At 35.9% G+C, this 22,969-nt stretch carries 19 protein-coding genes and 2 tRNA genes; 10 read left to right on the forward strand and 11 right to left on the reverse strand.

Going from position 1 to position 22,969, the window contains the following annotated elements; all coding sequences use genetic code 11:
- Nucleotides 1–7 precede the first annotated feature (7 nt).
- A complete protein-coding gene (locus ACFQ39_RS10955) occupies nt 8–2,968 on the forward strand; it encodes a M16 family metallopeptidase (protein WP_377178952.1) in 2,961 nt (986 codons plus the stop codon).
- Between the two features lie 111 nt (nt 2,969–3,079).
- Nucleotides 3,080–3,826 (forward strand): 3-oxoacyl-[acyl-carrier-protein] reductase, encoded by a 747-nt coding sequence (gene fabG, locus ACFQ39_RS10960; RefSeq protein ID WP_377178953.1) that lies wholly within the window; start codon nt 3,080–3,082, stop codon nt 3,824–3,826.
- A gap of 56 nt (nt 3,827–3,882) precedes the next feature.
- Here the strand turns inward: fabG and ACFQ39_RS10965 are convergent, their stop codons facing one another.
- From ACFQ39_RS10965 to ACFQ39_RS10975, 3 genes are all read right to left on the reverse strand, one after another.
- Nucleotides 3,883–4,659, reverse strand: a complete 777-nt coding sequence (locus tag ACFQ39_RS10965) for a carboxypeptidase-like regulatory domain-containing protein (protein ID WP_377178954.1) — start codon at nt 4,657–4,659, stop codon at nt 3,883–3,885.
- 135 nt (nt 4,660–4,794) lie between these two features.
- A tRNA-Leu gene (locus ACFQ39_RS10970) sits at nt 4,795–4,880 on the reverse strand.
- Nucleotides 4,881–4,933: 53 nt separating this feature from the next.
- Nucleotides 4,934–5,006: transfer RNA gene (locus ACFQ39_RS10975), tRNA-Lys, on the reverse strand.
- A 140-nt stretch (nt 5,007–5,146) separates the two neighbouring features.
- Between ACFQ39_RS10975 and ACFQ39_RS10980 the strand changes: the two genes are divergently transcribed.
- Entirely contained in the window at nt 5,147–5,659 is a 513-nt protein-coding gene (locus ACFQ39_RS10980; protein WP_377178955.1) for a shikimate kinase, read from the forward strand.
- Here the strand turns inward: ACFQ39_RS10980 and ACFQ39_RS10985 are convergent.
- The 4 genes from ACFQ39_RS10985 to ACFQ39_RS11000 are packed head-to-tail and all read right to left on the reverse strand — an operon-like array spanning nt 5,651 to nt 8,614.
- Nucleotides 5,651–6,148: a phosphoribosyltransferase domain-containing protein gene (locus tag ACFQ39_RS10985; protein WP_377178956.1), complete on the reverse strand. Its 498-nt coding sequence runs from the start codon at nt 6,146–6,148 to the stop codon at nt 5,651–5,653. The two genes, ACFQ39_RS10980 and ACFQ39_RS10985, sit on opposite strands and share 9 nt — an antisense overlap.
- Before the next feature lie 8 nt (nt 6,149–6,156).
- Nucleotides 6,157–6,747, reverse strand: a complete 591-nt coding sequence (locus tag ACFQ39_RS10990) for an SAM-dependent methyltransferase (protein ID WP_377178957.1) — start codon at nt 6,745–6,747, stop codon at nt 6,157–6,159.
- A complete protein-coding gene (locus tag ACFQ39_RS10995; protein WP_377180002.1) occupies nt 6,734–7,111 on the reverse strand; it encodes an RNA-binding S4 domain-containing protein in 378 nt (125 codons plus the stop codon). Before ACFQ39_RS10995 ends, ACFQ39_RS10990 begins: the two co-directional genes overlap by 14 nt.
- Before the next feature lie 3 nt (nt 7,112–7,114).
- Nucleotides 7,115–8,614 carry a S41 family peptidase gene (locus ACFQ39_RS11000; RefSeq protein WP_377178958.1) on the reverse strand — a complete coding sequence of 500 codons (1,500 nt, stop codon included), beginning with the start codon at nt 8,612–8,614 and terminating at the stop codon, nt 7,115–7,117.
- 118 nt (nt 8,615–8,732) lie between these two features.
- On the opposite strand from ACFQ39_RS11000, the gene ACFQ39_RS11005 reads away from it, so the two are divergent.
- From ACFQ39_RS11005 to ACFQ39_RS11025, 5 genes are all read left to right on the forward strand, one after another.
- The gene (locus ACFQ39_RS11005) at nt 8,733–9,239 is read left to right on the forward strand and encodes an RNA polymerase sigma factor (RefSeq protein ID WP_377178959.1); all 507 of its coding nucleotides are present in this window, start codon (nt 8,733–8,735) and stop codon (nt 9,237–9,239) included.
- Nucleotides 9,226–9,654, forward strand: coding sequence for a hypothetical protein (locus tag ACFQ39_RS11010; RefSeq protein ID WP_377178960.1), 429 nt, complete (start codon nt 9,226–9,228; stop codon nt 9,652–9,654). Before ACFQ39_RS11005 ends, ACFQ39_RS11010 begins: the two co-directional genes overlap by 14 nt.
- Before the next feature lie 19 nt (nt 9,655–9,673).
- Nucleotides 9,674–10,195: a DUF4252 domain-containing protein gene (locus ACFQ39_RS11015; RefSeq protein WP_377178961.1), complete on the forward strand. Its 522-nt coding sequence runs from the start codon at nt 9,674–9,676 to the stop codon at nt 10,193–10,195.
- 3 nt (nt 10,196–10,198) lie between these two features.
- A complete protein-coding gene (locus ACFQ39_RS11020) occupies nt 10,199–10,729 on the forward strand; it encodes a DUF4252 domain-containing protein (protein ID WP_377178962.1) in 531 nt (176 codons plus the stop codon).
- Between the two features lie 120 nt (nt 10,730–10,849).
- Nucleotides 10,850–13,300, forward strand: a complete 2,451-nt coding sequence (locus ACFQ39_RS11025) for a M1 family aminopeptidase (protein WP_377178963.1) — start codon at nt 10,850–10,852, stop codon at nt 13,298–13,300.
- Between the two features lie 44 nt (nt 13,301–13,344).
- Here ACFQ39_RS11025 and ACFQ39_RS11030 read toward each other — a convergent pair whose 3' ends face one another.
- Complete coding sequence (locus tag ACFQ39_RS11030; RefSeq protein WP_377180004.1) at nt 13,345–13,989, reverse strand: trimeric intracellular cation channel family protein; 645 nt, start codon at nt 13,987–13,989, stop codon at nt 13,345–13,347.
- A gap of 26 nt (nt 13,990–14,015) precedes the next feature.
- Nucleotides 14,016–16,562 (reverse strand): ATP-dependent Clp protease ATP-binding subunit, encoded by a 2,547-nt coding sequence (locus ACFQ39_RS11035; protein WP_377178964.1) that lies wholly within the window; start codon nt 16,560–16,562, stop codon nt 14,016–14,018.
- A gap of 222 nt (nt 16,563–16,784) precedes the next feature.
- Between ACFQ39_RS11035 and gyrA the strand changes: the two genes are divergently transcribed.
- Nucleotides 16,785–19,301, forward strand: coding sequence for a DNA gyrase subunit A (gene gyrA, locus ACFQ39_RS11040; RefSeq protein ID WP_377178965.1), 2,517 nt, complete (start codon nt 16,785–16,787; stop codon nt 19,299–19,301).
- Nucleotides 19,302–19,363: 62 nt separating this feature from the next.
- The gene (locus ACFQ39_RS11045; protein ID WP_377178966.1) at nt 19,364–20,623 is read left to right on the forward strand and encodes a tetratricopeptide repeat protein; all 1,260 of its coding nucleotides are present in this window, start codon (nt 19,364–19,366) and stop codon (nt 20,621–20,623) included.
- Nucleotides 20,624–20,679: 56 nt separating this feature from the next.
- Here ACFQ39_RS11045 and ACFQ39_RS11050 read toward each other — a convergent pair whose 3' ends face one another.
- Both ACFQ39_RS11050 and ACFQ39_RS11055 read right to left on the reverse strand, forming a co-directional pair.
- Nucleotides 20,680–21,861 carry an Lnb N-terminal periplasmic domain-containing protein gene (locus ACFQ39_RS11050; RefSeq protein ID WP_377178967.1) on the reverse strand — a complete coding sequence of 394 codons (1,182 nt, stop codon included), beginning with the start codon at nt 21,859–21,861 and terminating at the stop codon, nt 20,680–20,682.
- Complete coding sequence (locus tag ACFQ39_RS11055) at nt 21,862–22,932, reverse strand: putative type IX sorting system protein PorV2 (protein ID WP_449289253.1); 1,071 nt, start codon at nt 22,930–22,932, stop codon at nt 21,862–21,864.
- Nucleotides 22,933–22,969: the final 37 nt, after the last annotated feature.

Genomic DNA, 22,969 nt, shown 5'->3' on the forward strand with positions numbered 1-22,969 from the left:
ATATACTATGAAAAACATTTATTTACTCATTTTACTGTTTGCTATTTCTTTAATAAGCTGTAAACAGGCGAATGAACAAGACCCCTATGAAATTAAAACTGCCACGGATGGTAAAGGTTTTAGTTACACGTATTTTGACGGAGATCCTACGGGATTAAGACTTTATACCTTAGAGAATGGATTAACCGTTTATCTCAGCAAGAATGAGGACGAACCTAAAATTCAGACCTATATGGCTGTTCGGGCCGGTTCGAATTACGATCCAAAAGAGAGTACCGGTTTAGCCCATTATTTGGAACATATGCTCTTTAAAGGGACCAGTGAATTTGGAACACAAGATTGGTCGTCGGAAAAGGTTTTATTGGATTCTATCAGTAAGTTATATGAAATACATAAGGCTGAAAATGATCCAGAAAAGAAAAAGGAAATTTACCGTCAGATCGATAAGGTTTCTTTGGAAGCCTCTAATTACTCTATTGCCAATGAATACGATAAAATGGTTGGGGCTATGGGAGCTCAAGGAACGAACGCGCATACCTGGTTTGAAGAAACGGTTTACCACAATAAGATCCCGGAAAACGAATTTGAAAAATGGGCTAAATTGGAAAGTGATCGTTTTGAAGAGTTAGTTTTACGATTATTTCATACAGAACTAGAGGCCGTTTACGAAGAATTCAATCGAGGGCAAGACAATGATTTTAGAAAAAAATTCTCAACAACACTGGAAGGTTTATTTCCAACTCACCCTTATGGGCAGCAAACAACGATCGGTACTTCAGATCATCTCAAAAACCCTTCTCTGGTTGCAATCCACAATTATTTTGAAAAATATTATGTACCCAGTAATATGGGCTTAGTATTGGTAGGTGATATAGATTTTGAAGAAACCATCGATATCGTCAACAATACATTTGGAAAATGGGAAAATAAACCCGTAGAACACCCTGAACTTCCAAAAGAGTCACCGATTACTTCTCCTATCGTTAAAGAGGTATACGGACCCACCAATGAATCTGTTTATGTCGCTTTTAGAACCGATAAAATCGGCAGTAAGGAGGCCAGAATGGTAAAATTGGTGGATATGATATTGGCGAATAGTCAAGCCGGTTTATTTGATCTTGATCTCAATCAGCAACAAAAGGTGCAAAACGCAACTTCTTTTACGCTCTTTCAAAATGACTATGGCATACATTTCTTAGACGGTTATCCTTTGGCTGGCCAAAGTTTAGACACAGTGAAGGCATTGATGTTATCCACATTGGATAAAATTAAAAGTGGAAATTTTGATGATTGGATGATTGAAGCCGTCGTAAATGATTTAAAATTAAATCAGTTAAGAGAATTTGAATCCAGTACAGCTTTGGCTAACGCATATTTTAATTCATTTATTCATCGCCAGAATTGGGCCGATATAGTTAAGGAATTAGATGAAATGAAAATGGTGACCAAAGAAGAATTGATCACTTTTGCCAATGATTTTTATAAGGATAATTATGTCGTCACTTATAAAAAACAAGGCACAGATGAAAACATTGCAAAAGTTGAAAATCCGGGAATCACACCGATCAACTTAAACAGAGATAAACAATCGGATTATTTGGTGACTTTTAATGAGATGAAACCGGCAGAGATTTCTCCAGTGTTTGTCGATTTTGAAAAAGAGATTAACTATTCTAAGCTCTCAAATGATATAGACATAGCAAGTATCGAGAACAGAGTAAATGACCTATTTCAAATGAATTTTATTTTTGATATGGGTAGCGATCACAATAAAAAAATCTCCTTAGCAGCCGGGTATTTGGATTTTGTTGGGACAGAGAAATTTACGCCTGAAGACCTGAAAAAGGAATTTTACAAATTGGGTATCAATTACAATGTAAATACGGGAAGTGATCAGACCTATGTGAGTTTAAGTGGACTAAAGGAGAATATGAATAAAGGGCTACTCTTGTTAGAGGATCTTTGGAATAATGCTGTTGCTGATCAAGAGAGTTATGATAAATATGTAGCTAGAATACTCAAATCAAGAGAAGACGGTAAAACTCAAAAAGACAATATTCTTTGGGATGGCTTATTTGAATATGCGAAATATGGAGATCATTCTCGATTGCGCAATATTTATACCGCAGATGAATTGGCGAAGATAGATCCAAAAGAATTGGTTCAGATTGTAAAGGATTTGAAGAACTACGATCAACGTCTTTTTTACTACGGCAATGATCTCGATGCTGCCATGGTGGCATTGAATGAAAGTCATCAAGTTGAGACACCCTTAAAATCTTATCCAGAACCAGAAACATATACTGCGCAAGAAACAGGAGGAAAGGTCTATTTTGTAGATTACGATATGGTCCAATCTGAAATGGTTTTGGTTTCAAAGGGAGATGCGTTTGATAAAGAAAAAATGGCTGAAGCACAATTATTTAACACTTATTTTGGCAGTGGATTATCTTCCATCGTATTTCAGGAAATCAGAGAGTCTAAATCTTTGGCCTATAGCGCATTTTCTTCTTATAGTATGGCAAGAAAAGCGGGCGACGAGGATTACATTTATGCCTATGTGGGTACTCAAGCGAATAAATTACCCGAAGCGGTAGATGCCATGATGGATTTAATGAACGATATGCCAGAGGCACAAGAACAATTTGAGCAGGCCAAAGAATCGACCTTAAAAAAGATTGCCGCACAGAGAATTACCAAGTCCAATATATTTTGGAATTATGAAAGTTTGAAAAAACGAGGGATCGATTACGATATCAGGAAAGATGTCTATTCGGGTGTTCAAGAAATGGATATGACGGACTTAAAAAACTTTTTCGACGAAAATATCAAAGGAGGAGAATATACGACGGTGGTCATTGGAAATAAAAAGGATGTAGACATGAAAGCACTTGCTAAATTAGGGGAGGTGACAGAAATGGACATTGATTATTTATTTAATTACAAACAAACTGATTTAAAGCAATAAACGTTTAGTTATATTTAGATAGGAAGCGTCTCAAACTTGTGTTTTGAGGCGCTTTTTTATGAGACAGATCTTATTCATTTTATTATCTTTGGAACTTAATCTTTACGAAATATGAAATTACTTGAAAATAAAATAGCGCTAATTACGGGCGCTTCGAGAGGGATCGGTAGGGGAATAGCTCTAGAATTCGCTAAACAGGGTGCCAGTGTGGCTTTTACTTATAATTCTTCAACAGAAGCGGCCAATGCTTTGGAAAAGGAATTATCTTCTCACGGTATAAAGGCAAAAGGCTACCAGTCTAATGCGGCTATTTTTGATGCAGCACAAAGTTTGGTGGATGAAGTGATCAAGGAATTTGGGAAAATTGATATTTTGATCAATAACGCAGGAATTACGAAAGATAACTTATTGATGCGGATATCTGAAGAAGATTTTGATAAGGTGATCGAAATCAATTTAAAATCAGTATTTAATCTCACTAAAGCTGTGATTCGCCCTATGATGAAACAGAGAAGTGGTTCGATCATCAACATGAGCTCAGTGGTAGGTGTAAAAGGAAATGCCGGTCAGACCAATTATGCGGCTTCTAAAGCCGGAATATTAGGTTTTACTAAATCCGTCGCCTTGGAGTTAGGTTCAAGAAACATCAGGTGTAATGCCATCGCACCCGGTTTTATAGAAACGGAAATGACAGATAAGTTAGACGAAAAAACGGTGCAGGAATGGCGAAATGCAATTCCTTTAAAAAGAGGAGGAAAACCTGAAGATGTCGCCAATGCCTGTGTGTTTTTAGCAAGTGATATGTCTTCTTATATCACAGGGCAAACCATGCATGTAGACGGAGGTATGCTGACCTAAAAAAAATAGATTTACTGCTTGATAAACCCTAATTATTGAAAAATAGTTGGGGTTTTTTATAAGGTATCGCGAAGTTGAATTCTTTCGTGTTTTACCTGACCTTTTTTAAGCGCATTATGGTTTTCATAGCATTCTAAAAACGCTTCTATGATTTGTAAATCGCTGGCTCTTTCTATAAAGCTTTGTGAGTAATTGCATTCTGTTAAAAGGTCGTTCAATTCCTTTCTACTCATATCGAGATAATCCATGATCACTTCCCGATTGAATTTCTGCTCCATCATATTTCGAACTTCGTCACCTTCTTTTAATTTTTTCAGTCGTTTGAGCTCTTTGGGTTTTTTGCCTAATTTACTATACCAGAAATCTGCAGGGTTAAAAATGGCACTCAAAGCACCCGTGTAAGTATTACGACCAGCACCCATTTCATAAGCTTGAGGTAGACCATTGATATAAATCCTAGAATATTTGTCTTCAGGTACATTTTTGGCATCAACAACAAGTACACCGATCAATTTATGTGATTTTACTGTGACTTCATCGATGACCACAGTTTTTTCATGAATGGCAATTTCCAATTCATTTCCTTTGAGAAGATCTCGGGTTACTTTTAATTTGACAGATTGATAACCAATATATGAAATAAATAAGGTGTCGTTTGGTATTGCAGAAATCTCAAATTTCCCATCTGTGTTCGTGATGGTTCCCACAACCGTATTCAAATTGAGGATATGGGCACTTTGAAGGGGTTCATTATCGTGCACGCTAATCACACGGCCTTTTAACTTTCTGATTGTGTCTACTGCAGTTTCTCTTTCCTGCGCGCGAAGGCCCATTGAAAACAGAATTAAAAATGCAATAACAATTTTTTTAAGCATGCCGCAATGATACTAATAAAATGGCAAAATTTAGTGAAAATTTTACTAAAAGCGAGGAGGGTATTGTAAGCAATTTGTGTCATTATAAAAGTGTGCGCACGACTGGACTCGAACCAGCACGTTCTAAAGCGAACACCAGCCCCTCAAGCTGGCGCGTCTACCAATTTCGCCACGTGCGCAATGATAAAATAAAAAAAATCCGCTTTAAAAGCGGATCATTTTTAAAAGAACGTGACCTGGCTGGGGCTCGAACCCAGGACCCTATCCTTAAAAGGGATATGCTCTACCAACTGAGCTACCAGGTCTTTGTAAATTCGGTTGCAAATATACCATCATTATTTTATTTTGCAAGGATTATTTTAAATAAATTTTGAAGATATTTGCATCAAAGATTAGGGCGCTAAAAATCAATTTATTAGCAATATCTAATAGCATATTTATAAAGATGAGCATCATTACATTGATAGGATATATGGGCAGTGGTAAATCAACTGTTTCGAAAAAAGTAGCTAAAAGATTAAATTTTGAGGCTTTAGATTTAGACGAGTATATTGAAAGTCAGGAAAATAAAAGTATCAACGATATTTTTAAAGAAAAAGGGGAAATTTACTTTCGAAAACAGGAAAGGTTTTATCTCGATCAAATTTTAAGAGAGAAAAAGAATCTCGTTCTCGCTTTGGGAGGAGGTACCCCTTGTTATGGCGATAATATGAGCTTAATTTTGAAGTATAGCAAGAGTGTCTATTTAAGAGCTCATATTCCAACGTTGGTATCGAGATTGAGTAAGGAACAAGATCTGCGACCCTTGATCGCAAGTTTAGATAAAGATCAACTCAGTGAATTTGTTGCGAAGCATTTATTTGAACGCCGGAGTTTTTATGAGCAATCTCATTTTACAGTAGTTATAGATCAGAAAACGGTAGAAGAAATAACAGAAGAAATTTGTCTTTTAATCTAAATAGGCAATCGTACTATTCTTTTGAAATTCAACAGTAATATGCTCCTGTATAGAAGTAGATAAGGATATTCCTTTAAAATCAGCTTTTACCGGATATTTTTTATGATTTCGATTCACCAAGACCGCTGTTTTGAATTTTTTTAAAGGAACATTCAGAAAGTGTCTTACAGCGTAAATCAGGGAAGCACCCGAATTAAGTACATCATCCACTAAAACCACCGACTTATTTTCATAGTCACTCGGTTTTAAACTCGTTTTTATCTCCTCCAGGGGATTCTTTTTGTTCACTTTTACGTCACAAAGCACAATTTTGATAGGAGAAATGTTTTGTAATACTTTTGCTATTTTTTTCGCCAACAAAAAACCATTTTCACTGATGCCTGCAATAATGATTTCCTTTTCATCAATATTTGACTCATAAATTTGATAAGCGATACGTCTTATTTTGAATGTAATTTCTTGGCTGGTGAGTATGATAGATCTCGACATGGAAATGCTTAATTTTTCTTCTCAAATATAAAAAAAAGTTCTCTTCCCCATCTCGGTTTGATGGAATTATAACTTCTTTCTAATAAGTTTAAATGAAAGTAGGGCTCAAAGAGATTTATATACTCTTCAGCAGAACCACCATAAGGGGGACCTTCTTCAGTCAAAGGAAAATCGAATAATAAACCAGCTATTTTTCCTTTTATGTTTAACATTGAATGGGCTTTTTGAACATACTCCTTTCGATATGTGGGGTCGATAGCACAAAAAAAGGTTTGTTCAAGAATGAGGTCATAGGTCTTCTGATGTGTGAAAAAATTTTCACAATGTAAATTTTCATCCTTAAAGTGAGGCACCCTATTTTTGAGTTCGGCAAGCGGATCTCTAGCAATATCAAGTACATGGACATTTTGAAATCCTTGTTTTAACAAATATTCAGCTTCATAGGCTCTTCCTGCTCCCGGAATTAAAATATCTAAATTTTTATTCTCTATTTGATCTATATAAGTTTTGATCGGCAAAGACACTGCACCAATATCCCAACCCGTTTGACCTTCGCGATATTTAGATTCCCAAAAAGCTTTTATTTCATTCTGATTCATTTTCGTCTATATAATCTTCTAAATCTCTACGGTCTTTTTTAGTAGGTCTGCCCGTTCCTTTTTTTCGGTAATAATCCTGGGCCAATCTGAGCGCCTCTTTATTTTCAAAGGCAGAGACCGGGGTGAGATCTCTTCGGTATAAATCGACAATTTTTGCACCTACGCGGTTTTGAGGAATCTCTAAAACTTCAATGATATAATTGATTTGATTATGACGAATTGTCAATTTCTCTCCACCATATATTTCTTTAGAAGGTTTTAAGGGAGAACCATCGATGCGCACATGATTTTTTTTACATGCCTCAGCGGCGATGGTTCTTGTTTTGTAAAAACGGATACACCATAAGTATTTATCTATCCGCATCATTTATTCCAATAACAAAGGGGTTCTGGAAAAATGTTTTGTGAGTTCCTCATTGTCTAATTCTAAGTACATATCATTGCGGTAATTAGGTATTGCTGCTGCATCGAGCAGATCATCCGCAAATCTAAATTTTTGAGTATCCATTTTCATGGCCCTTCCAGTGATCATATTGATCGCCGCCTGCAATAAGGGCTCATCCGTATCACCTAAAGTACCTAAATTGGCGATATTTTCAGCAATTTCAAAATCAGGATCAAACCCGTCAATGTCGTTTTCATCCAGTTTGTTTCTGGTCTCTAAAATAATGGGTTGCATGGCGTATTTATGATTTGGATTTGCACCCTCTTTACCAAAATTATTTGAGTCGTAAAGCGTTACTGAAGCTACAGATTTACCATAGGTCTTTTGACCAATTAATTTTACATTGATGTAGGGTTTTAGGCCATTGATAATCAATTCACTGGCAGAAGCCGTGTTTCCGGTTGTCAAAATATAGATGCTATTCAGTTCTAAGCTATTGATCAGATTTCCGTTTCCTAATCTATTCGGAAATTTTGAAATGAGGTAATCGGGTCTATTTGCCTCCCAATAGGCCTGATATTTTCTATTCCACTTTTCTTTCAGCAGAATTTCTCCGTTATACTGACCCGTAATCATACTTGCAATGGATACCGCTGTATTGACTGAACCTCCGGGGTTATATCGGAAGTCGAGCACAAGATCTGTAACTCCTTCAGCTTTTAATTCACCAAAAGCACGATTGATTTCATCATCAAAATCATCATTAAAACGGTTGTACATGATATAACCTATTTTCTTACCGTCTATGGTAAACGATTTGCTGAGGTATACAGGGTTTTCTGTCAGTACCGACTTAGACAACTCAACATCCACTCCGGTCGGCGTGATGGTATTGTTCTCAATTTTAGCCAGACTTAGGGTGTGTGAAGTACTCGATGATTCGTATAATAAGTCCACATAATTGGACCGGGTAATGGCAACACCATTGACATGGGTAAAAATATCACCGCGTTTAATTTCCTTTTTACTGGCATCTGAATTAGGTAAAACATAACGTACATAACCAAAAACACCATTTTCTCCATAAGCGGCAACTCCAAATTTAATTCCATCTGTCGTTGAAATCCCCTGGAAAGAATTCTCTAATTCAACATAGTCATCTACAATCCAGCTAAATCTATCTACTACATTTTTTTGGTATAGGAGGTTATCAAAGAAAACAAAAGGATCATCTTCTGATTCTAAAAATGTTTTATAAGCATCCTGGCTCGCAAATTTATTATCTGCCAGGTTCGGAACATTATCTTGCCAATAGTAAATTTCATTCATTCCTTGCCAGATAAAGTCTTGAATTTCAGTATTTTTTGATGCGATAGGGGGCTCTACTACTGTTGGATCATTGTCATCGCCTCCACAACTAGTCAACCATAAAGCCACCATCATTGAAAAAATCGAAACTGAAAATTTTATATTACTCTTCATAAATATTTATTTAAGTTGCCAAATTTAAAAAAAAAGCTTTGCATAAATTGTGCCATGTAACATTATTGACACATATTCGTCGATAGAGTATAAGTCGATAGATTTGGAAATCATTACAATGAACCAAAAGGAATTTTTAGAAAAAGTAATGCCCTTTAAAGATAAAGTGTATCGTTTGGCGAAACGACTTTTGGTTTCGACGGATGAGGCTGAGGACGCGACACAAGAGTTGTATTTAAAGTTGTGGCGATCAAAATCAAATCTCGGTGCATACAAAAATATTGAGGCTTATGCGATGACCATGACGAAGAATTATTGTTTAGATCAACTCAAATCAAAAAGGGCGTCCAATTTATCTTTAGTTCACAGTAATTATTCCGGCGACGATTCCGTTCAAGGAGATTTGGAATGGAAAGATCAAGCAACGATCATGAAAAATCTGATCAATGAATTACCGGAAAAACAGAGAATGATCGTTCAATTGAGGGATGTAGAAAATTATGATTTTCAAGAAATAGAAGAGATCATGCAAATGGAAGCAACGGCAATTCGGGTGAATTTGTCCAGAGCCAGAAAAACGTTAAGAGAAAAATTTTTAAAAAAGGAATCCTATGGAATCAGGTAACATAGAAAAATTACTAGAAAAATATTTTGAAGCCGAAACCACTTTGGCGGAAGAGAAACAATTGAAAGAATATTTTTCAGGAAATCAAATTGCCGAGCATTTGGCTCAGTACAGGGCCTTTTTTGGTTACTTTAAAGAAGAACCGAATCATATATCTGTCAAAGAGATCGAGTTGCCCAAAGAAAGAAAATTCAATATGAAATTTATCTCTATTGCCGCCTCTTTCTTACTGATGGTAAGTGTTTTCTCTTATCAACAATACCAGCACAATCAAGAGGTTGCGGCCAGAGAGGCTTTTGCGAAAACACAGGAAGCTTTACAATTGATCTCTCAAAATTTAAACAAGGGAAATAAAGCGATTGCCCAATTGAATTACTATGAAGAAACACAAAGAAAAATATTTAAAAATGAATAAAAATTTAATAACAAAGAATATGAAAAAGTCAATTTTATTTTACGTTTTGTTCTCGATTGGATTGAGTACAGCGGTTTTTGCACAATCTCAATTTGATAAATTTGAGGATATTGATGGAGTTACCTCAGTCATCGTCAATCAGAAAGCATTTTCTTTAATGAGTAAGATCGGTTCTGAATCTGATGAAGAGTATTTGGATTTGATCAAGAATATTGAAACTTTGAAGGTTTTTGCTACAGAAAATAAAAGTGTAGCTGCCCAAATGGCTGCGGAAGTAGATAAGTATTTGAAAACTGCTAATTTAGAAGAGCTCATGCGGGTAAAAGATGGAGATGATCGTGTCAATATTTACGTCAAACAAGGGAAAAGTGAAGATTTTGTGAAAGAGCTATTTATGTTTGTGAAAAGTGGAGATATAGATCTAGGCGAATCTGTAATTATTTCCTTAACCGGTAATATCGATTTAAAGCAGATTTCAAAACTTACTGAGAAGATGGATCTGCCAGGTGGTGAGCATTTAGAAAAAGCAAGTAAAAACTAGATTATGAAGAGGATTTATTTCATTTTAGGAATCGGATTATTGACACTTATCGGGTGCTCGAATGGTCCAAGTTTACAAAAGTATTTTGTAAGTAAGCAAGACAATGAGAACTTTTTGAGTTTAGATGTACCCACCAGTATTGTCTCACTCAAGGAAGGGGCGAGTAAGGAGAATTTAGAAACTTTGAAATCGATTAAAAAGGTCAATTTGCTCATGTTTAAATTGACTCAAGAGAATAGAGATGTTTTTGAAGAAGAAAAATCTGAAGTGATGGCGGTACTTAAGAATAAAAATTTAATTGAGTTGATGCGTGCAAATCACGAAGGGACTCAGTTAAGGGTAGTCTATGTGGGGGATGAAGATACAGTGGATGAATTTATAGTATTTGCAGCGAATGATCAAGAAGGTTTTGGTTTAGCCAGAGTTTTGGGAGACCGCATGGAACCCCATAAAATCATGGCTTTGTTAAATGATTTTGATCGGATGGATAAAGAAAACCCTATATTTTCTCAAATAGAAGGTTTTATGAGATAATAAAATGTCGAAAGGCTCCAAACTTCAGAGGTTTAGGGCCTTTTTTTATTTTGAACAATTGAGACAAAGATATTTACATAAAATTTTATATTTGCTACCGTTCAATTTAACAAATAAATGATGAATTTTAAAATAGGAATTATTGTCCTCTTTATGAGTGTGTTGCATTTAAATGCTCAGGAGTTACAGGACCTCAGTACAACTTACCGCGGGGAAAGGGAAAAAGAAAATAATCTAGTTCATACCAAATTAAGCGTAGCTTTTAATTTTGAAAAAAGGCAATTATCCGGAGAAGCATGGCTTACCCTAGCCCCACATTTTTATCCTACTTCTTCCTTGACATTGGATGCAAAAGGGATGTTAATTCATGAAGTCACGCAGAATGGGAGAGCTTTGAAATATGACTATAAAGATGATGTACTCAAGGTAAATCTGGGTAAAACCTATTTAAAAGATGATCAGTACACCATTTATATTAAGTATACAGCAAGACCAGATGAAGTAAAGCAAGAAGGAAGTGCTGCAATTAACGATGCGAAAGGATTGTACTTTATTGATCCCGATCAAAAGGATGCAGAAAAACCTACTCAGATTTGGACACAAGGAGAGACAGAATCAAGTAGCTGTTGGTTTCCAACGATCGATTCACCAAATCAGAAGACAAGTCAGGAAATCTATATCAAAGTACCAGAGAAATATGTCACACTTTCCAATGGAATTTTAGTCGAGCAAAAAAACAACAATGACGGAACCAGAACGGATTACTGGAAATTAGATCAAAAGCATGCACCTTATTTATTTTTTATGGGTATAGGCGAATACAGCATTGTAAAAGATAAATGGAAAAATATTGACGTAGATTATTATGTAGAGCCAGCATTTGAGCCATATGCTAAAGATATTTTTGGCCTTACACCTGAAATGATGGATTTTTATTCTTCCTATACAGGTGTAGATTATATGTGGCCAAAGTATGCTCAAATGGTGGCAAGAGATTATGTAAGCGGTGCCATGGAAAATACAACAGCGGTTCTACATGCTGAAAATGCTCAGCAAGTACCTGGTCAATTGATAGATGAAAATTCATGGGAGTATGTTATCGCACATGAATTATTTCACCACTGGTTTGGAGATTATGTCACAGCCGAAAGTTGGAGTAATTTAACGGTAAATGAGTCCTTTGCCAATTATGGGGAATACTTATGGATTGAGCACAAGTACGGTAAAGATGCGGCAGATGCTCACAGGCACGAAGAAATACAGGGCTATTTGGCCGGTGGTAATGAACTCAAAGATCTAGTTCGTTTTTATTACGAGAGTAGAGAAGATATGTTTGATGCTGTTTCCTACAACAAAGGAGGTACTATTTTACATATGCTTAGAAGCTATTTAGGAGACCAGGCTTTTAGAACGGGCATAAAACAATACCTCACCGACAATGCATACGGAACCGGAGAAGCCCATCAATTGCGATTAGCGATGGAAAAGGTTACGGGTAAAGATCTCAATTGGTTTTTTAATCAATGGTATTTTAATAACGGTCATCCCAAGTTAGAGGTAAAATATGATTATAATGACAGCAGCAAATTGGTCGCTGTAAGCATCAGTCAAAATCAGGAAGAAGTTTTCCAATTTCCTTTGACCATTCAAGTTTATGAAGGAGGAAAGCCCAAAACTTATCCTGTCTGGATAGATGAAAAAAGTGAGTCTTTTTCTTTTAAATACACTAAAAGACCAGAGTTGGTGAATGTAGATTCAGACCGCGTATTGCTGGTAGAAATAAATGATTCGAAAACGACCGAAAACTATGTGCATCAATATCTTTATGGAACAACCTATGAAGATAGGAGAGAAGCCATAGAAAATTTAGGGGATCATCAAAGCGAGAAAATTGCTGTGACAACTTTGAGTAAAGCTTTAAATGATCCTTATTACGGCTTAAGAATATTGGCGATTGATAAAGTGGATATTTCGAGATCTGATGCAGCCGAGGCGATCAAACATATGGAGAAGTTGGCAAAAGAAGATCCAAAAACTTTGGTACAAGCGGCAGCTATTGAAAAACTAGCCATCACTAAAAATGAAAAATATATCCCTTTATACAACGAAGCATTAAAAAGTAAATCTTATGCTGTACAAAACGCTGCATTGAGTGCTCTTTTCGCTTTGGACCCTCAACTCGGTTTGACAAATTTAGAAAGTGTTGTCAATGAAAAAAATCGCAAGTATCTAAAAGATGCCCTGATTCCTATTTACATCCAAATCAAAAATGAGGATCAAATGCCTTTTGTAGCTGACAATCTTATTGCAGGAATGTTTTTTACAGATGATAAACAAACTCAGAATATCTATAAAGAAGGATTTCAATGGGTGGTCAACAGTTCAAATATTGAGGCTACGCAAAATTTGGTGGATAGTTTTGTCGATATGGGCATAAAATATAAAGACTATGGTGCAGATCAAATGGCTCGTCAGGTATTGAATCAGGTGTTAGGCGTCAAACAAGCCTCGCAGTATTCAAACAAAGCAGAAATGATTAAAATCGTTGAAGATGGTTTGGCCAAGCTATAAAATGAAAGATCGTTTAAACAATAAAACCGCACTTTGTTGCGGTTTTATTGTTTATAAAAGCTCGGCAAACTCCACTTAAAAACAACTGCCAAAGTTCTAATCGCGATCACAATTCCGATCGTGATGATAAAATTCACTTCAATGGGTAATTGTAAAGGTTGAATCATTAAATAGGTCATAGCCCCTAAAATACACGCTGTTGCGTATATTTCTTTGTGAAAAATCAAGGGAATTTCATTACACAGTGTGTCTCGAATTACACCCCCGAAGGTGGCAGACATCATCCCTAAAGAAATTGAAATAATCGGATTAAAATTATTTTGCATTCCAATTTCTGTTCCTGTAATTGTAAATATTCCCAGTCCGATCGTATCAAATAAAAAAAGAGATTTGCTCAATTTCCCAATTTTTTTTCTAAAAATAATAGCCAGGATTACAGAAATGATGATGGTGTAAATGTAGGGTATATTGGTCATCCAACTCACCGGTTCTCTACCTACTAACATATCTCTTAATGTACCACCACCGATGGCGGTGACGAAACCGATGATCAGAACACCAAAGGGATCCATTTTTTTCTCCATCGCAAAAGAAGCACCTGAAATTGCAAAAGCAGCTGTTCCTAAAATATCAAATAAATGGAAAAAATTCATCTCTTCTTTATCCGTTTTTGAAAATAAAAAATCCATCATTTTCAGATGGATCTTTTCATCACTTATTCTTTATCTGCTTTTTTATCAGTGGATTTTTTCTTTTTTTTGATCTCAATGTTTAATTGATCACTTCCCTCTTTATAATCCATCAAAATTTCATCATTTTCTTCCAGCGATGAATTCACAATTTCTTCGGCAAGCGGATCTTCTACATATTTTTGAATTGCTCTTTTTAAAGGTCTGGCTCCGTATTGTTTATCAAAACCTTTTTCTGCAATAAAATCTCTCGCTTTATCTGTCAAGTCAATTTTATAGCCCAAATCGGAAATACGATCAAGTAATTTAGCTAATTCAATATTGATAATTTTATTGATATCCTCTTTTTCTAAAGGATTAAACACGATAATATCATCAATCCTATTCAAAAACTCTGGAGCAAAAGATTTTTTCAGGGCATTTTCAATCACGCTTTTGGCGTTGGCATCCGCCTGAGATTTTTTAGAGGCTGTACCAAAACCAACACCCTGGCCAAAGTCTTTGAGTTGTCTTGAACCGATGTTCGAGGTCATGATAATGACTGTATGTCTAAAATCAACTTTTCTGCCTAAGCTGTCTGTAATGTATCCATCATCTAAAATTTGTAACATCATATTGAAAACGTCCGGATGCGCTTTTTCGATTTCATCCAGCAAAACTACGGCATAAGGTTTTCTTCTGATTTTTTCCGTAAGCTGCCCACCTTCTTCATAACCTACATAACCAGGAGGTGCGCCAATCAATCTGGAAATTGCAAATTTTTCCATGTATTCACTCATATCAATTCGAACCAAAGCATCTTGCGTGTCAAATAGTTCTTGAGCCAGTACTTTGGCAAGTTGTGTTTTACCTACGCCGGTTTGTCCTAAAAATATAAATGAACCAATGGGTTTATTTGGGTCTTTTAATCCCACTCGATTTCTTTGGATCGATTTTACTACTTTCGCCACAGCTTCATCCTGACCTATAATTTTACCTTTGATGGATTCAGGCAGGTCTTTGAGTCTTTTACTTTCTGCTTCTGCTATACGATTTACGGGAATACCTGTCATCATACTCACCACTTCCGCCACATTATCTTCTGTTACGATTTCTCTTTGGAGTTTTGATTGAAGTTCCCATTCTTGCTGGGCTATTTCGAGCTCTTTTTCCAAGCGTTTTTCATCATCGCGCAATTTTGCAGCTTCTTCGTATTTTTGGCTTTTTACCACCGTATTTTTCAATTCAGTGACCTCTTCCAATTTCTTTTCTAATTCTAAAATCTGTTTTGGCACTACGATATTGGTGATGTGGATTCTCGATCCTGCTTCATCTAAAGCATCGATGGCTTTGTCAGGCAAAAACCTATCGGTCATGTATCTACTCGTCAAAGTAACACAAGCTTTAATGGCATCATCGGTAAACGTTACACTGTGATGATCTTCGTATTTATTTTTGATATTGTGTAAAATTTCAATCGTTTCATCAATGGAAGTTGGTTCAACCATTACTTTTTGAAATCTTCTTTCTAAAGCACCATCTTTTTCTATATGCTGTCTGTATTCATCCAGGGTTGTGGCACCTATACATTGAATCTCTCCTCTTGCCAGCGCAGGTTTGAACATGTTTGAAGCATCTAATGATCCGGTTGCTCCACCGGCACCTACGATGGTATGAATTTCATCAATAAATAAAATGATATCATCATTTTTTTCTAATTCATTCATCAAGGCCTTCATTCTTTCTTCGAACTGACCGCGATATTTGGTTCCAGCAACTAAACTCGCCAGGTCTAATTGTACAATTCGCTTATTAAATAAAATTCTCGAAACCCTTCTTTGAATAATTCTAAGTGCCAGCCCCTCAGCAATGGCAGATTTTCCTACACCGGGCTCACCGATGAGGATAGGATTATTTTTTTTACGTCTGCTCAGGATCTGAGAAATTCTTTCAATTTCATTTTTTCTTCCTACAACGGGGTCAAGTTTTCCAACTTCTGCCAAGTAGGTGAGGTCTCTTCCAAAATTATCTAAAACCGGTGTTTTGGTTTTTTTATCAGCTTTAGCCTTAGAGGTACCTTCGAAAGGATTCTTTTTTGGGTCATTAAAATCTTCTTGGGGAATTTCAGCTCTTGGTGTTTCGCTTTTTTCTGTATCTATGTACATCTCTTGAAAAACTTCTTTCACATCATCGTAAAAAATATCGAAGTTGTTTAAAATTTTTGTCGTTGGATCATTTTCATTGCGCAGAATACAAAGCAATAAATGGGCTGTACTTATGCTATCACTTTTAAATAATTTGGCTTCTAAAAAAGTACTTTTTAATGCTTTTTCAGCTTGCTTTGTCAAGTGAAGACTCTTCTTATTATCTATATTCTCAATGTTAGATACAGGGTGTAATGCTTCAATTTTTCTTCTTAAGTTCGAAAAATTAATATCAAAAGAGCTCAAAATATCATACGCCTCTCCATTTGCTTTACGCAACAATCCTAACATCAAATGTTCTGTACCAATAAAGTCATGCCCTAAACGCAACGCTTCCTCCTTGCTATATGCGATGACATCCTTTACTTTCGGTGAAAAATTATCGTCCATTTTTTAGGTATTTATGATGTAAATTTAGTAGATTTTTTGGTTAATTCCTTACAAAACTTATGCCTAGGTATTAACAAATGAGTAACCCGCTTAGCTACAAGGATATATGGATGGTTATTTGTTGATAAATTGTGGGAATAAAATGGGCGCGTAAGCCTTATAAAATATAGATAAATTGTATATTGCTCCTTTGTAAAAAAATAAAAAATTCAAAATTGAAATATGGAGGAAAACGATAAGATAATCCCTATCAATATAGAGGAAGAAATGAAGTCGGCCTACATTGATTATTCAATGTCTGTGATAGTTTCAAGAGCATTACCCGATGTCCGTGACGGTTTAAAACCAGTGCACAGGAGAGTTTTATTCGGGATGCACGAATTAGGTATTAAAGCAACCGGAGCACATAAAAAATCTGCAAGAGTTGTTGGGGAAGTATTAGGTAAGTACCACCCACATGGAGATACCTCAGTTTATGATGCCATGGTTAGAATGGCTCAAGATTGGAGTATGCGTTATGAAATGGTAGATGGACAAGGGAATTTTGGTTCTCCCGATGGAGATAGTCCGGCTGCGATGCGATATACCGAGGTGAGAATGAAAAAGATCTCTGAGGAGATGTTAGCGGATATCGAAAAAGATACAGTAGATCACAGATTAAATTTTGACGATACATTAAATGAACCGACCGTTTTACCTACCCGTGTACCCAGTTTACTGGTGAACGGTGCTTCTGGTATAGCCGTGGGTATGGCGACAAATATGGCTCCTCACAATTTAACAGAAGTTATTGATGGTACTGTGGCTTATATCGATGATAATGACATCGATATCCCGGGATTAATGGAGCATATCAAAGCCCCTGACTTTCCGACGGGAGGAACGATTTACGGTTATGAAGGAGTCAGAGAAGCTTTTTTAACTGGTCGAGGAAGAGTTGTGATCAGAGCAAAATCACATTTTGAAGAAGTGAATGGTAGAGAATGTATTATCGTAACTGAACTTCCTTATCAGGTTAATGGATCGGAATTGCTCAAAAAGACCGCAGATCTAATTAATGACAAGAAGATAGAGGGAATTGCCAATGTAAGAGATGAGACTAGCCGTCAAGGTAGAAGGTTGGTATATGTACTGAAGAAAGATGCAATCCCAAACATTGTATTAAACAAATTATTTAAGTATACAGCGCTACAAACCTCATTTAGTGTTAATAATATAGCACTTGTAAAAGGTCGGCCTCAAATGTTAAACTTAAAAGAGCTCATTGTTCATTTTGTTGAGCACAGGCATGACGTAGTGGTGAGAAGAACTCAGTTTGAGTTGGCCAAAGCAGAAGACAGGGCTCATATACTTGAGGGATTAATTATCGCTTCGGATAATATTGACGAAGTAATAGAACTGATCAAATCTTCCAGCAATGCTGAGGAAGCCCGAGAAAAATTGATGGAACGCTTTCAATTATCCGACAAACAAGCGCGTGCCATTGTCGAAATGAGGTTGAGACAATTGACAGGTCTGGAACAAGAAAAATTGCGTTCGGAATACGATGACATCATTAAATTTATTGCTGATTTGAGAGACATACTAGGCAGCAAAGAAAGAAGAATGTCGATTATCAAGGACGAATTGCTGGAAATTAAGCAAAAATATGGTGATGAAAGAAGAACCAATATTGAATATTCCGGTGGTGATTTGAGTATCGAGGATATTATCCCTGATAATAATGTCGTTGTCACTATTTCTCATGCGGGTTATATTAAAAGGACAGATCTTACTGAGTATAAAGTTCAGAATAGAGGAGGAAGAGGTCAAAAAGGAGTTGCTACGAGGTCAGAAGATTTCTTAGAACATTTATTCATTGCTACGAACCATCAATACATGTTGTTTTTCACACAAAACGGCAAGGTGTTTTGGATGCGTGTTTATGAGATTCCGGAAGGAAATAAAACGTCCAAAGGAAGGGCCATACAGAATTTGATCAATTTAGAAAGTGATGATAAGATCAAAGCCTTTGTCGTGACAAAAGATTTGAAAGACGAAGAATACGTCAATAATAACTATGTCATCATGGTTACAAAGAAAGGAATCACGAAGAAAACTTCCTTGGAGCAATATTCGCGACCAAGAGCGAACGGAATTAATGCGATTACCATAAAAGACGGTGATGAATTATTGGAAGCCAAATTAACAGATGGAAACAGTCAGATTATGATTGCGGTAAAATCAGGTAAAGCGATCCGTTTTGAAGAGAATAAGACCAGGCCGATGGGAAGGAACGCTTCCGGGGTGAGAGGTATTTCATTGGCAGGAAAGAATGACGAGGTTGTAGGGATGGTTTCTATCTCCAGCGAAGATGACAATATTTTGGTCGTCTCTGAAAAGGGATATGGGAAAAGGTCAAATTTAGAAGATTATCGCATCACGAATAGAGGTGGTAAAGGAGTGAAGACCATCAATATTACGGACAAGACCGGTCAATTGGTTTCAATTAAAAATGTGACCGATCATGATGATTTGATGATCATTAACAAGTCCGGTTTAACCATTCGTATGGCAGTTTCGGATCTCAGGGTGATGGGCCGGGCTACTCAGGGTGTTAAGTTGATCAATATCAAAGACAACGATGAAATTGCCGCTGTAGCGAAAGTAATTCACGAAGTTGATGTAGAAGATGATGTAATAATTGATGAAAATTTGGAAAATGAGGCAAATAATGATGAAAATCATACTGTTGAATAATTCAAAATGCTAATTTTGCGCCGGTATTAAACTATTAAAATTAAAATTTATAATTAAATCAAATGAAGAAAACATTTATGATGTTGGTAATGATGATGATTTCATTAGCAACGTTTGCCCAAAAGAATGAGTTAAAAGCTGCTGATAAAGCAATTAAGTCAGGTGATTATGCAACGGCAAAAACTGCCATTGAACAATTAGAGGGAATGGTAGGGTCTATGGATGATAAAACCAAAGCTAATTTTTATTATCTCCAATTTATGACCTATGGAGGTTTGGCAAAAACAAGTGCAGAGTATTACGATAAAACAGCAGAAGCATACAGTAATTTAGTTTCTACTGAAAGTAATGTAAAAGGTTCGAAATATACTGATTTGGCTGCCAGTGAGTTAAACACCTTGGTTTCTGATATCTCGGCAAAGGGGATCGCAGATTATCAAAATGGAGATTATACAAAATCTAAGAAAGAATTGCATGAGGTATTTGCTTTGAGCCCAAAAGATACAGTATTCTTAGAATATGCCGCGAATGCTGCGTATTTGGACAAAGATTATGATTTAGCTTTGGAGTACTTTACTACCCTTAAAGATTTGGGTTATACGGGAATCACTACCGAATATTCTGCCATGAATACTGAAACTAATGAAAGAGAAGTTTTCGCTTCAAAAGCAGAAATGGACTTAATGAAAAAGTCAAAAAATTATACAGATTTTAAAATCAGCAATACAGAATCTAAAAGACCTACCATCATAAAAAATATTGCATTTACTTATGTTGAGCAAGGGGATGCTGAAAAAGCGATTGCTGCTGTTCAAGATGCAAGAAAAGTTGATCCAAAAGATGTTGGTTTAATTTTAACTGAAGCTAATTTGCACATTAAATTAGGTCAAAAAGAAGAGTTTGCGAAATTAATGGAGGAAGCTATCAGTTTGGATCCTAATAACCATGTTCTTTATTACAACTTGGGTGTGATTAGCGCAGAGCAAGGTGATATGGAAAAAGCAAAAGGTTATTACAAAAAGGCCATCGAATTAGATCCAAATTATACAGATGCTTATATCAACCTAGGATCTGCGATGTTGGATGCTGATAAGGTGTTAGTAGAGCAAATGAATCAGAACTTAAGTAATTTTAAGAAATACGATGAAATTAAGGCAAAACAAGTGGCTTTATATAAAGAAGTTATCCCTGTTTACGAAAAAGCCAATAGCATCAAACCAAATGATAAGGATATCGTTAGAACCCTTATGAGTTTATACGAAAACACTGAGAATGATGATAAGTATAAAGAAATGAGAGCTATTTATGACTCTTTGAACTAAGAAATTAAATTGACATCATACGAAAAAGACCTCCCTATGGAGGTCTTTTTTTTATGCTATTTGATAGAATTTTTCTTTTTAAAATAAACCCACAAATAAATATACCTCAGGTAGAGCGCCACTAAAATAGGAACTAGTGCAACAGAAAAAATTTGCACTTTCAATGACCAAATGATTAGCAAAAGATCGAGGCAAACAAGTAAAGTAAGCATATAATAAACCCGAAGTTTCGTGTTTTTGTTTAGAAGAAATACAAAAAAGATATTCGGTGCAAATGCCCAGAGAATGTTGAAATTATTTGCCGTAGCTGTATGGTCTGTAGCAAACCATAGTACTAGTAATAATACACCTACCAAACCTGTGATCGAAAAAATTAATATATCTAAAAGGCTATTTCTCGTCTTTTTCTTATAATCCATATAGGTGATGAAAATGACCAGAAGAGCTAACAAGCTAAAGACAAGCAAAGGAGTAAAGAGCGATTTTTCTTGTTCTTGCGGCTGGCTTTGAAGTAAAATCCTTGATTCTCGCACCAAAGGAATTTCTTTCTTATCTGATCTAAGCTTTACATGATCCATTGCTTTTAGGACATAATCGGGTAAAAACATGTATTGTTTTGGGGAAATCGTACGGTCGATCACCGATCCTAAGGCTAAATCTATCCCGAAATCACTCCATTTTAAATTTCCCAGATATTGTTGAATCAATTCCCTATGGGTATAATCGTTTGGCTCATAATTACTGTCAAAAACGAGTTGATCATTTAAGGTCTTTTCCAAAACCTCATACATTTTTGTAGAACAATTGTCATAGAAGAAATCGTATTTATATCCTCTGTTTGCCGGTTTTTCATTTTCCTCCAGAAAGGCATAAATGGCCTGTTTTTGTTGCAGATTTAAATTTAGGATTTGTTCCTTTACCCATCGGTTCTCATCTCTATAACCTCTCAGAAAATTATAAAAAGGATAAGCTCTGAGTTCATATAATAATTTCCCTCTTACGAATTTCACATAGAAATTTGGGGTAGCAAAATTAAAGGTACCATAATTATATACTTTATCGATATCTTGTTTTTTATCTTGTATTCGAAAAGCGCTGTGACCAAAAGTAGAATACAATTCATTACCAGGGCCACAGGTGATGACACTTATTTCTGCATTTTCGGATAGTTCTACTGACTGAGAAAATGAAGACAACCAGCAGATCAAACAGGCTAAAACTAAAAAATTTCTTTGCATTTAACGAAAGTAACTCAAATCAAACTTTAATGAAAATATATTTGAAAACAAGGTTCCATTTAAACCAGCAATATTTGCCAAAGCATAGTCAATCTGTATGCCGGAATACCTAAAGCCTACTCCAAAATTAGGCTCAAACGCAATGGTTTTATTCTGATTAAATTCTAACTGTTGTTGAAAATTATTCACTCCGGCGCGCAAAAACACCATATCGATATAATCCACCTGAAAACCAAATGCAGGATCAATGCTTAAAAATGAGGTAGAGATGAGGTCATTGGTTTCGTAGAATCTCATATTTAAATCAAATTCAGTCAACAAGTTAAAATCTCTGAATAATTCAAACTTTTTAGCTACTCCTAGTTGTGCCTTTGGTTTCGTAAGTTCTATGGTCTCCGGTTTCTGATCATTCGCTCCGGGAATTGCAGATTGTACTTTTGCAAATTCATCTTCATCAATAGACCAAGCGTTAAATGTGGTTGTCAAATCACGGAACATGAGGCCCAGTTTCCAATCTGTTTTAGTTTGATATTGCAGACCGGCATCCAATCCAAAGCCCCAAGAAGAAGCAAAATCGCCAATTTGCCTATGCACCACTTTCCCGTTAATCCCCAGACTGATTCCGGATAGGAGTAATTTTCTAGCATAAGCCAATGTCAAAGCATAATCAGCCGCAGAAAAAAGGCTGATGTTATCATAGTTAATATTGCCTTGATTATCAATTAATTCAGTAGTGTTAAGAATATCATCTACACCAAAACGAATCAACGAAACGCCAATAGCACTTTCTGTATCGATAGGTTGAGCATATGCTGCAAAATCATATTTTCCTATTCCTTGGAAATATTCGGCGTGCATCAATGAACCTTCGATGTCTACTATATTGACCAATCCAGCTGGGTTCCAATAAATTGAATTCACATCTGAGGAGAAGGCAATCACCGCTTTACCCATACCAAATGAGGCGGCGTCTACTCCTAAGTTCAGGAATTCATTAGAATAATTCCGCAAAGATTGTCCGAAAATTATCGATGAAAAAAGGAATAAATAAATAAAAAGATATCGAATGATCAAATCAGGAATTTTGGACAAATATAAATAATCTGCT

Source organism: Namhaeicola litoreus, assembly GCF_042679565.1.
Lineage (GTDB): Bacteria > Bacteroidota > Bacteroidia > Flavobacteriales > Flavobacteriaceae > Namhaeicola > Namhaeicola litoreus.